Below are 9,782 nucleotides of genomic sequence, written 5' to 3'. Positions count from 1 at the left end.
GGCCGCCACCGACGATGTGGGCGCGGTCCTCGCGGCACGGCCGCGGGCCGTGGTGTACGCGGCGTCCGGGGACCTGCGGCCCGACGAGGCCCTGGCCGATGTGGTGCGGGCCGTGCGGGCGGGCGCCGTCGTCGTCACGCCCGCGCTGTACCCGCTGTACGACTGGCGGGGCGCGCCGCCCGAGTTCCGTGACCCGGTGCTCGCCGCCGTCGCGGAGGGCGGCGGTTCGCTGTTCGCGTCCGGGGTGGACCCGGGGTGGGGCAACGACGTGCTGCCGCTGCTCGTGAGCGGGCTCGGCACGACCGTCGACGCGGTCCGCTGCCAGGAGATCTTCGACTACTCGACGTACGACCAGGAGGAGTCCGTGCGGCACCTGGTCGGCATGGGGCACCCCATGGAGTACGCCCCGCTGATGCTGGCGCCGGGCGTGCCGACGATGGTGTGGGGCGGCCAGCTGCGGCTGCTCGCGCGAGCGCTCGGCGTCCAACTCGACGAGATCCGCGAGACGTTGGAGCGGCGCCCGCTCGACGCGACCGTGACGACCAGCACGATGGGCGAGTTCGCCGCCGGTACGCAGGGCGCGGTGCGCTTCGAGGTGCAGGGCATCGTCGACGGGGAGCCGCTGCTCGTCATCGAGCATGTGACCCGTATCCACGCCGACTGCGCGCCGGACTGGCCCACCGTGCCGGGCGGCGGGGACGGCGCGCACCGGGTGGTCGTGGAGGGCAGGCCACGGATCGAGGTGACGGTGGAGGCGAGCGACGAGGGCGAGAACCGTTCGGCGGGCGGCAACGCCACCGCGGTGGGCCGGCTCGTCAACGCCCTGGACTGGCTGGTCGCCGCCGAACCCGGCCTGTACGACGCACTCGACGTTCCGCTGCGTCCAGCGGTCGGCCGGATCGGAAGGAAACCGCGATGAGGATCGACATCCCCGAGGGCAAGGAACCGATCTCGTACGTGTGGGGCGAGTTGGTGCCCGGCATCGGCACCGCCGCGGCGGACTTCTCGCTCGCGGTGTACGCCCACACCACGCTCGGGCTGCGCGAGTTCGAGGCGGCGCGGCTGCGGGTGGCACAGGTGAACGGCTGTCTGTTCTGCCTGGACTGGCGCACCGACCGGGACGGCGAGAAGGTCGAGGAGGGTTTCCTCGACGCGGTGACCGAGTGGCGCACCACGGACGCCTTCGACGACCGCACCCGTCTCGCCGCCGAGTACGCGGAGCGGTACGCCCTCGACCACCACGGGCTCGACGACGAGTTCTGGTCCCGGATGACCGCGCACTACGGCCAGGCGGAGATCGTGGAGCTGACCATGTGCCTCGGCTCGTGGCTGGCGTTCGGCCGGCTCAACCATGTGCTCGGCATCGACGCGGTGTGCGTACTGCCGGGCCACTGACGGGAGTTGAGACCCCGTGACCCGGCAGTACAAGGCGCGGGCAGTCGTCAGGCGCGTACGTCCGCCGCGATGATCCGCTCGATATTGCGCTCGGCGAGTGCCGTGATGGTGACGAACGGGTTGACCGTCGCGGCGCCCGGGATCAGGGCGCCGTCGATGACGTACAGGCCCGGATGTCCGTGCAGGCGGCCGTAGTTGTCGGTGGCCTTGTCGAGGACGGCGCCGCCGAGCGGGTGGTACGTCAGGTGGTCGCCCCAGATCTTGTTGGCGCCGAACAGGTCGGTGCGGTAGATCGTGCCCTCTTTGGCGTTGATCTTGTCGAAGATGGTGCGGGCCGCGTCGATGGAGGGCTGCTTCCAGGCGGTCTGCCAGTCGAGGTCCACGCGGTTCGCGGCGGCGTTCCAGGAGAACGCGGCCCGGTGCGGGGTGCGGGTGATGGACAGGTAGAACGAGGCGTACGTCTCGATGCCCGTCGGCAGCGGCGCCACCTCGGCGAAGGCGCCGCCCGCGGCCCAGTTGTCGATGCCCGCGGTGGGCATGGCCGACTGGAGTTTGCCGGTGGGGTCCCACATGTGGTTGGCGCGGCCGCACATGACGTTGCCGTTGTCGCCCCAGCCCTTGCCGACCTCGCCGTTGAGGCGCGGCAGTGCGCCGGTGGCCTTGAGGCGGGTGAGGAGTTTGCTGGTGCCGACGCTGCCCGCGGCGAAGAACACCCGGGTCGCGGTGACGGTCTTGGTGGCGGTGACCGTGCCGGTGGTGCTGAGCTGGTCGAGGGTGACGGTGTACCCGCCGCCGTCGGCGGGCCGTACCGAAGTGACCTGGTGCTGGGGCGAGACGGTGACCCGGCCGGTGGCCTGCGCGCGGGCCAGGTAGGTCTTCCGGAGGGTCTTCTTGCCGTGGTTGTTCCCGTAGAGAACCTCTCCGGCGAGCGCCGACTTCGGTACGGCCCCGGCGGCCTCCTCCTTCATGTACGCCCAGTCGTAGACGTTCGGCACGAACACGAAGGGGAAGCCGGAGCGCTGCGCGTGTTTGCGGCCCACGCGGGCGTACTGGTAACAGTCCGTGGATTCCCACCAGTCGGGGTCGACCTCGGCCACGCCGAGGCCCGCGTTGGCGCGCGGGTAGTACACGCCGTACATCTCGTCGGCGCTCACCGTGGGCAGCACGTACGGGAAGTTCTCGCGGCGCGGCGTGACGGCCATACCGCCGTTGACGAGGGAGCCGCCGCCGACGCCGCGGCCCTGGTAGACGGTGATCCCGGCGAAGTCCTCGGCGTCGAGGATGCCGGTGTGCTTGGGCACGTCCTTGTCGAGCGGGAAGCCGAGGAAGTTGCTCAGCGGCTGCTTGGTGCGGGTGCGCAGCCAGAACGAGCGGTAGTCCGGCCTGGTGGTGTTGGCGAAGATGTTGCCGTCGGAGCCCGGGGTGTCCCAGGCCATGCCCATCTCGGCCATGTGGACGTCGACGCCCGCCTCGGCGAGCCGCAGCGCGGCGACGGAGCCGCCGTACCCGGTACCCACGACGAGTACGGGAACGACGGCTCCGTCGACGAGCGCGCGGGGTGCGGTGGGCCGGGGCTCGGCGGCCGCGGCGAGACCGCTCAGGGGGCCACCGCCGAGCGCGGCGGCCCCGCCTAAGGCTGTGGCGCCGAGCAGAGAGCCCGTACCGGAGAGGAATCTTCGGCGGGAGACATCGTGAACGGCGGTGCTGGGCAGGGCAGTTGAGCGCATGGGGGGTGTCTCGCTTTCGAGGGGTCGGGACGAGGGTCCGAACTGGCGTGTCGGAACGAGTACTTACTGCTGCCCGCACAACAAGTCACGGCACGCGAAGGCGTAAGTTTCCGTGATTCAGGGCGAGTTAACGCATCATGCCCGAATTTGATCACGCCCACGGCGCGTACCCCGAAAACTCCCCCGACCCCTCGGCGGCTCAGCGGTGGATGTCCGCCCCCGGTCCGAGCGGCAGGTCGAGCCCGTAGAACAAGCCGAGTACCGCGAGCCAGGCGATCAGGAACGGCACCACGAACACCGACAACCGGGAGAGCACCGTGCCGAGTTGGGCGCCCGGCTCGTAGCGGCGCAGGATCAGCAGCATCAGGAACACGTACGGGTTCAACGGCGTGATCATCTGGGTCGCGGAGTCGCCGATCCTGAACGCGGCCTGGGTGATGGCGGGTTCCATGCCGATCAGCATGAACGCCGGGACGAAGACCGGCGCGACAAGCGACCACAGGGCCGAGCCCGAGGTGACGAACAGGTTCAGGACGCAGACGAGGAGGACGAACAGGACAAGCCCGGTGAAGCCGGTGAGGCCCGCGGACTCAAGCATCTCGGCGCCGTTCACGGCGAGCAGGGTGCCCACGTTCGACCAGTCGAAGACGCCGATGACCTGCGAGATCACCAGGATGAGCACGATGTACCCGGACATGCCGGTGATGGACTCGGCCATCATGCGGGGCGCGTCGTCGGCGCGTTCGATGGTGCCGACGGTACGTCCGTACACGACACCGGCGATGACGAACGCGACGAACAGCAGCGGCACGATCCCGCTGAGCACCGGCGACGGCACCAGGGCGCCGCCCTCGCCGCGCAACGGGGATCCGGGCAGCAGCCAGCAGGTGACGACGACCGCCGCGTAGAGCAGCACGGCGAGGCCGGAGCGGATCAGGCCGGTGCGCTGCCGGGCGGTGACGGTCACCGAGGCGTCGTCGTCCTGCGGGTGCCCGTCCACACCGTCCGCGCTCTCGGCGAGCGCCTCCGCCGCCGGGTCCGGCTGTGGCAGCCGGGGTTCGAGGACGCGGGCGATCAGGAAGCCGCCGATCAGGGCGAGTACGCAACTGGCCGCGGCCGTGTAGAAGTAGTTGATCAGGATGTGCGTGGGGGCGCTGTCGCCGCCCGGCAGTACGGCGGCGGCCTGGTGGGTGATGCCGGTGTAGAGGGCGTCGAGCGCGCCGATGGAGAAGCCCGCCGCGTATCCGGCGCACACACAGGCGAAGCCGCCGATGAGGCCCGCGATCGGGTTGCGGCCCGCGTTCTTGAACGCGAGCGCGGCGAGCGGCGGGATCACCAGGATCGCCACGTCGCTCATCAGGTGTGCCTGACAGGCGACGAACGCGACCAGGTACGGGAGCAGCCGCTTGGGCGCGCGGGCGATGGAGGCGCGTACGGCCGTCTCCAGGAGGCCCGTCTTCTCCGCCACCCCGACCGCGGCCATCATCAGCAGGACCGTGCCGAGGGACGGGAACCCGGTGAAGTTCGGGATGAAGTTCTCAAGCAGCCAGCGCACGCCTTCGCCGGTGAACAGGCCCTTGACCTGGAGGGTTTCGTCCTGGCCCGGCACCTGGACGGTGGCGCCGGTGGCCGCGAGGACGGTGGAGACGGCGCCGATGATCAGGAAGAGGCCGACGAAGAGGAGCACCGGGTGGGGCAGCTTGTTGCCGGCGCGTTCGATGACGCCCATGACCTTGTCGAGCGCGGTCCGCCGCGGCGTCCCGTCCGCCGGCTGCCGCGCCGGGGTGACCGAAGTGCTCATCCGGCTGCTCCTTCCACGTTTGCGACGGGGGTGGCCTGTGCGAGGCCGAGCGTGTCCTTGCGTACGGCGCCGCGCTGGGCGACGAGGAGCACCCGCGCCGGGTCGGCGAGCACCGACACGTCAGCGAGCGGGTCGCCGTCGCACAGCACCAGGTCGCCGTGCTTTCCGGCCTCCAGGGTGCCGATCTCCGCGTCGAGGCCCAGGAGTTGGGCGGCGCTGCGGGTGCCCGCGACGATGGCGGCGGCCGGGGTCATACCGAGGGAGACGAGGTGGGACAGCTCGCGCAGGTTCCGGCCGTGCGGCACCATCGCGGCGTCGGTGCCGAGGGCGATCCGGACGCCGTCGGCGATGGCCGCCGCGATGTTCTCGCGGGTGATGCCGGACCAGCGGACCTTCTTCTCGTAGTGGAAGGGCTCCATGGTGGCGCGATCGATGCCGTCGAAGACCGTCGACAGGGTCGGCACCACGAACGTGCCGTGCTCCCCGGCGAGTTCACGGGCCTGGGCGGTGAGGCCGTAGCCGTGCTCGACGCTGGTGACGCCGCCGCGGACGGCGTTGATGATGCCCGCGGTTCCCTGCGCGTGGGCGGCGACCGGGCGGCCGCCGTGCCGGGCCAGTTCGTCGACGACGGTACGGATCTCCTCGACGGTCAGGCCCTCGTCGTCGGGCTGGTCGTAGGGGCTGCTCATGCCGCCGGTCGCGCAGAGCTTGATGACGTCGGCGCCGGAGCGGAGCAGCCTGCGCACCGCGAGCCGTACCTCGTCGGGGGTGTCGGCGATCTCGCCCATGCCGGAGCTGGGGTCGAAGCCGCACTCGGTGTGGAAGTCGGCGTGGCCGCCGGTGTGGCTGAGGATGCGCACGGCGGTGTGCAGCCGGGGCCCGGTGACGAGGCCCGCGGCGACCGCGTCGCGGTAGCCCGCCGGGAGGCCGCCCAGGTCACGGGCCGTGGTGATGCCCGCGTCGAGGGTGGTCCGCAGCCGCTCGGCGGTACGGAACGTCTCGACGGTCGGGTCCAGTTCGTGCCTGCGGACCATCTGGCGGGCCGATTCGACACCGAGGTGGACGTGCGTGTCGATGAAGCCGGGCAGGACGGTACGGCCGGCCGCGTCGACGGTGCGGGAGCGGGCGGGCGCCTCCGGGGCGGTGGCGGCGGGCCCGGCGTAGGCGATGGTGCCGGTCTCGTCGATGTCGATCACGGCGTCGGCGACGGGGTCCGCGCCGGTGCCGTCGACGAGTCGGGCGGAGACGATGCGCAAGGAGGAGAACGATGCGTGGCTCATGAGCGACGATCGTCGGTTTCCGGAGTGACAGCTGTGTAAAATCGCCGGATTCCTTCAGCCCGTGGCCTCATACGCAGGATTCGGAACCGCCCATGGAAACGCAGCCTTCGCCCAGCATGGACGAGCTGGACCTGGCCCTCGTGCACGCCCTGCAGATCCAGCCGCGGGTGTCCTGGGTGCGGGCCGGTGAGGTGCTGGACGTCGACCCGGTGACGGTCGCCCGCCGCTGGGACCGGATGGTGCGCGCGGGCATGGCCTGGGTGGACGGCTATCTCTCGCCCGGTCACGACGACGGGGTGTACGCGCAGGTCGAGATCGACACGGACGGCCGCCTTCGGGAGGACACCATCGAGCGGCTCGCCCGCGACTCCCGTGTGCTCAGCCTCAAGCAGACCTCCGGCGGCCGCGATCTGCTCGCCATCGTCGGGGCCGCGGACCTCGACGGTCTGGCACAGTTGGCCGGCGACCGGATCTCCCGGATGTCCGGGGTACGGGCCGTGCGCAGCCATGTGATCACCGCCGCGCCGTTCGAGGGTGCCTCGTGGCGGCTGCGCAGCCTGACCCGGCAGCAGCGCACCGCGCTCACCGAGGACCGCCCCGACCTGCCCGCCGAGCCGCTGCGCCCCGTGGACCGGCGGATCGCCCTGGCGCTCGGCGCCGACGGCCGGATGCCGCTGACGGACCTGGCGGATTCGGTGGGCGCGTCCACGGCGACGGTGCGGCGCCGGCTGCGCGTCCTGACCGGCTCGGGCCGTCTCTCGCTGCGCTGTGTACTGGCCCGGCCGCTGACCGGATTCCCCATCTCCGTCGTGTACTTCGGCTCGGTGCCCGCCGAGCACCTGGACGAGACGGTGAGTGCGCTGCGTACGCTGCCGGGTCTGCGGATGTGCAGCATCACGGCGGGCGCGCACAACCTGGTCCTGGACATCTGGCTCCCGGCGCTGTCCGACGTGCACACCACCGAGGCCCGCCTGAACAGCCGCCTCGCCCATCTGAACCTGCGCATCACGGAACGCGCGGTGGTCCTGCGCACCGTCAAGCACGTGGGCCGCATCCTGGACCGCAGGGGCCACAGCGTGGGGTCGGCGCCGCTCAACTACTGGGATGCGTAAGGGAGTTCAGGACGGGGCGAGCGGAGTGCGGACGCCTCACGCCTTGCCCGGATAGGCGATGCGAGTGGTGATGACCGCGATCCGCCGGGCCGACTCCTCCGGGTCGGCGGCCGGCTGGACGATATGGCTGACGGTGAGGCGGACGATGGTCTCCACGGCGAGGCTGCGCGACACGGCGTCGACCTCCGGCCAGGCGTCGGCGGCGTACGCGTCGAGCATTGTGGTCGCGGTGTCGAAGACCGGCTCGGGGCGGGTGGTGAGGTAGGCGAGGAGTTCATCGTCCTGGCCGCCGCGGGCCGCCGTGAGGACGGAGCGGATCAGCGGGTTGTCGACGGCCCGGCGCAGTACGAAGCCGACCCCGGCGGTCGCGGCTTCCTCCAACGAGGCGCGGTGGGCGTCGAGTTGGGCCTGGATGCCGAGGAGGAAGTGCTCCGCCTCGCGCTCCACGAGGGCGAGTCCGATGGCGTCCTTGGCGTTCGTGCCGAATTCGTTGTAGACGGTCTGACGGCTGCAGCCCGCGATCCGCGCGACGGGCGCGACCCGGAGCCCGGCCCAGCCCTCGTCCGTGACCAGCTGATACGCGGCGTCCAGGATCTCGCTCCGGAGCAAGGTGCGAACAGCCTGTCGAAAACGCGTCATGGTGGCGCCAACTCTAGCCGCCCGCAGGGCTGTTCAAGCCGTTGACACCTTGGTGACCGACTGTCTAACTACTGGACGGACGGCATGTGAGATGTAAGCCACCCGATGAGTCGCCCGACGAGTCACCCGATGAGTCACCCGGTGAGTCACCCGGCGAGTCACCCGGCGAGGAGGTTGTCAGATGACAGACACGACGGGGGTCCCTGAGCCCGCCTGGCGGGATCCCAAGCGCTATCTCTGGCTGCTCGGCCTGATCATCCCGGCGTTCCCCTTCATCGCCTGGGGCCTGGTCGCGGCCACCGGCCTCGGTCTGTTCTGGTGGACCGGGATCGTCGTGCTCTACGTCGTCTTCCCGGTGATCGACCACTTCATCGGCAAGGACGCGGACAACCCGCCGGAGAGCGCCCTCGCCTGGCTGGAGCAGGACCGCTATTACCGCTGGTGCACCTACGCGTATCTGCCCGTCCAGTACGCGGGCCTCGTCCTCGGCTGCTGGCTGCTCACCCGCGGCGACCTGGGCGCGGCCGACCGGATCGGCCTGACGATCACGCTCGGCGGGGTCGCGGGCATCGGCATCAACACCGCGCACGAGCTGGGCCACAAGAAGGAGTCGACGGAGCGCTGGCTCTCCAAGGTCGCCCTTGCGCAGACGGTGTACGGGCACTTCTTCATCGAGCACAACCGCGGCCACCACGTCCGGGTCGCCACCCCCGAGGACCCGGCGAGCGCCCGGCTCGGCGAGAGTTTCTGGCGGTTCCTGCCGCGCACGGTGTACGGCAGCCTGCGCTCGGCGTGGGGCCTCGAGCGGGCCCGGATGCGGCGGCTCGGCAAGAGCCCGTGGTCGCCGCGGAACGATGTGCTCAACGCCTGGGCGATGTCCCTCGCCCTGTTCGGCGCGCTGGTCGCCGCCTTCGGCATCGAGGTGCTGCCGTATCTGCTCGGGCAGGCCGTCTTCGGCTTCTGCCTGCTCGAAGTCATCAACTACACCGAGCACTACGGCCTGTTGCGCGGCCGCACCGCGTCCGGACGGTACGAGCGCTGCGCACCCCGGCACAGCTGGAACAGCAACAACGTCGCCTCCAACGTGTTCCTCTACCACCTGCAGCGGCACAGCGACCACCACGCCAACCCCACCCGCCGCTACCAGGCGCTGCGCCACTTCGACGAGGCACCCGAACTGCCCACCGGGTACGCCGGGATGATCGTGCTCGCGTACTTCCCGCCGCTGTGGCGCCGGGTGATGGACCACCGGGTGCGCGCGCACTACGACGGTGACCTCAACCGCGCCAACGTCCAGCCGGCCAAGCGCGCCCGGTACGGAGTGACGGCATGACCCGGCACCGCTGCCCCGTCTGCGACTTCGTGTACGACGAGGCGACCGGCGTACCCCGCGAGGGCTTCCCGGCCGGTACGCCGTGGGCGGACGTGCCCGACACCTGGCCGTGCCCCGACTGCGGTGTACGGGAGAAGACCGACTTCGAGGAGATCGCACCGTGAGGACGTGGCAGTGCCTGGTCTGCGGGTTCGTGTACGACGAGGCCGAGGGCTGGCCCGACGAGGGCATCGCACCCGGCACCCGCTGGGAGGACATCCCCGACGACTGGTCCTGCCCCGACTGCGGCGCGGCGAAGGCCGACTTCGAGATGGCCGAGATCACCCACGCCTGAGTCAGCCACGCCTGAGTCACCCACGCCTGAGCCCTCCACACACATCAGCTTCCGCTCCATCAGTTTCCGCACCGGAAAACATTCACTTGCCGCTCCGGAAAGTCATCGCTACTCTTTCCTGTGTGGAAACTGAATCGCATCCGCCCGAGCCGCCCCCGCAC

General features: G+C 70.8%; 10 protein-coding genes. 6 read left to right on the top strand and 4 right to left on the bottom strand.

Annotated elements, in window-relative coordinates; translation table 11 throughout:
• Together GUY60_RS28190 and GUY60_RS28185 are read left to right on the top strand one after the other, a co-directional pair.
• On the top strand, positions 1–919 hold a 919-nt coding region (locus tag GUY60_RS28190), incomplete at its 5' end, for an NAD(P)H-dependent amine dehydrogenase family protein (RefSeq protein WP_161702805.1).
• Positions 916–1,395: a carboxymuconolactone decarboxylase family protein gene (locus GUY60_RS28185; protein WP_161702803.1), complete on the top strand. Its 480-nt coding sequence runs from the start codon at positions 916–918 to the stop codon at positions 1,393–1,395. The genes GUY60_RS28190 and GUY60_RS28185, both read left to right, overlap by 4 nt.
• A 47-nt stretch (positions 1,396–1,442) precedes the next feature.
• Here GUY60_RS28185 and GUY60_RS28180 read toward each other — a convergent pair whose 3' ends face one another.
• The 3 genes from GUY60_RS28180 to GUY60_RS28170 form a co-directional block, all read right to left on the bottom strand.
• Positions 1,443–3,122 (bottom strand): GMC oxidoreductase, encoded by a 1,680-nt coding sequence (locus GUY60_RS28180; protein WP_161702801.1) that lies wholly within the window; start codon positions 3,120–3,122, stop codon positions 1,443–1,445.
• Between the two features lie 199 nt (positions 3,123–3,321).
• Positions 3,322–4,851, bottom strand: a complete 1,530-nt coding sequence (locus GUY60_RS28175) for an AbgT family transporter (protein ID WP_376771330.1) — start codon at positions 4,849–4,851, stop codon at positions 3,322–3,324.
• 68 nt (positions 4,852–4,919) lie between these two features.
• Entirely contained in the window at positions 4,920–6,203 is a 1,284-nt protein-coding gene (locus GUY60_RS28170) for a metal-dependent hydrolase family protein (RefSeq protein WP_161702798.1), read from the bottom strand.
• A 92-nt stretch (positions 6,204–6,295) separates the two neighbouring features.
• On the opposite strand from GUY60_RS28170, the gene GUY60_RS28165 reads away from it, so the two are divergent.
• On the top strand, positions 6,296–7,315 hold the full coding sequence (locus tag GUY60_RS28165) for an Lrp/AsnC family transcriptional regulator (RefSeq protein WP_161702796.1): 1,020 nt from the start codon (positions 6,296–6,298) through the stop codon (positions 7,313–7,315).
• 36 nt (positions 7,316–7,351) lie between these two features.
• On the opposite strand, the gene GUY60_RS28160 is transcribed toward GUY60_RS28165, so the two are convergent.
• Positions 7,352–7,954, bottom strand: a complete 603-nt coding sequence (locus tag GUY60_RS28160; RefSeq protein WP_161702794.1) for a TetR family transcriptional regulator — start codon at positions 7,952–7,954, stop codon at positions 7,352–7,354.
• 181 nt (positions 7,955–8,135) lie between these two features.
• On the opposite strand from GUY60_RS28160, the gene GUY60_RS28155 reads away from it, so the two are divergent.
• From GUY60_RS28155 to GUY60_RS28145, 3 genes are read left to right on the top strand one after another with little or no spacing between them, the layout of a single operon-like run.
• Positions 8,136–9,287: an alkane 1-monooxygenase gene (locus GUY60_RS28155; RefSeq protein WP_161702792.1), complete on the top strand. Its 1,152-nt coding sequence runs from the start codon at positions 8,136–8,138 to the stop codon at positions 9,285–9,287.
• Entirely contained in the window at positions 9,284–9,451 is a 168-nt protein-coding gene (locus GUY60_RS28150) for a rubredoxin (protein ID WP_161702791.1), read from the top strand. Before GUY60_RS28155 ends, GUY60_RS28150 begins: the two co-directional genes overlap by 4 nt.
• Positions 9,448–9,621 carry a rubredoxin gene (locus GUY60_RS28145; protein ID WP_161702789.1) on the top strand — a complete coding sequence of 58 codons (174 nt, stop codon included), beginning with the start codon at positions 9,448–9,450 and terminating at the stop codon, positions 9,619–9,621. The genes GUY60_RS28150 and GUY60_RS28145 overlap by 4 nt, the downstream gene beginning before the upstream one ends.
• Positions 9,622–9,782 lie beyond the last annotated feature (161 nt).

Origin of the sequence: Streptomyces boluensis (assembly GCF_009908195.1) — a bacterium.
Classification (GTDB): domain Bacteria; phylum Actinomycetota; class Actinomycetes; order Streptomycetales; family Streptomycetaceae; genus Streptomyces; species Streptomyces boluensis.
Note: the sequence above shows the minus strand (reverse complement) of the source record. Positions and strands in the feature narration are given on the sequence as shown.

Coding starts and splice junctions, on each gene's coding strand:
- GUY60_RS28165 (WP_161702796.1), top strand. CDS start 6,296: ATGGAAACGCAGCCTTCGCCCAGCATGGACGAGCTGGACCTGGCCCTC.
- GUY60_RS28175 (WP_376771330.1), bottom strand. CDS start 4,851: ATGGGCGTCATCGAACGCGCCGGCAACAAGCTGCCCCACCCGGTGCTC.
- GUY60_RS28180 (WP_161702801.1), bottom strand. CDS start 3,122: ATGCGCTCAACTGCCCTGCCCAGCACCGCCGTTCACGATGTCTCCCGC.
- GUY60_RS28160 (WP_161702794.1), bottom strand. CDS start 7,954: ATGACGCGTTTTCGACAGGCTGTTCGCACCTTGCTCCGGAGCGAGATC.
- GUY60_RS28150 (WP_161702791.1), top strand. CDS start 9,284: ATGACCCGGCACCGCTGCCCCGTCTGCGACTTCGTGTACGACGAGGCG.
- GUY60_RS28170 (WP_161702798.1), bottom strand. CDS start 6,203: ATGAGCCACGCATCGTTCTCCTCCTTGCGCATCGTCTCCGCCCGACTC.
- GUY60_RS28155 (WP_161702792.1), top strand. CDS start 8,136: ATGACAGACACGACGGGGGTCCCTGAGCCCGCCTGGCGGGATCCCAAG.
- GUY60_RS28185 (WP_161702803.1), top strand. CDS start 916: ATGAGGATCGACATCCCCGAGGGCAAGGAACCGATCTCGTACGTGTGG.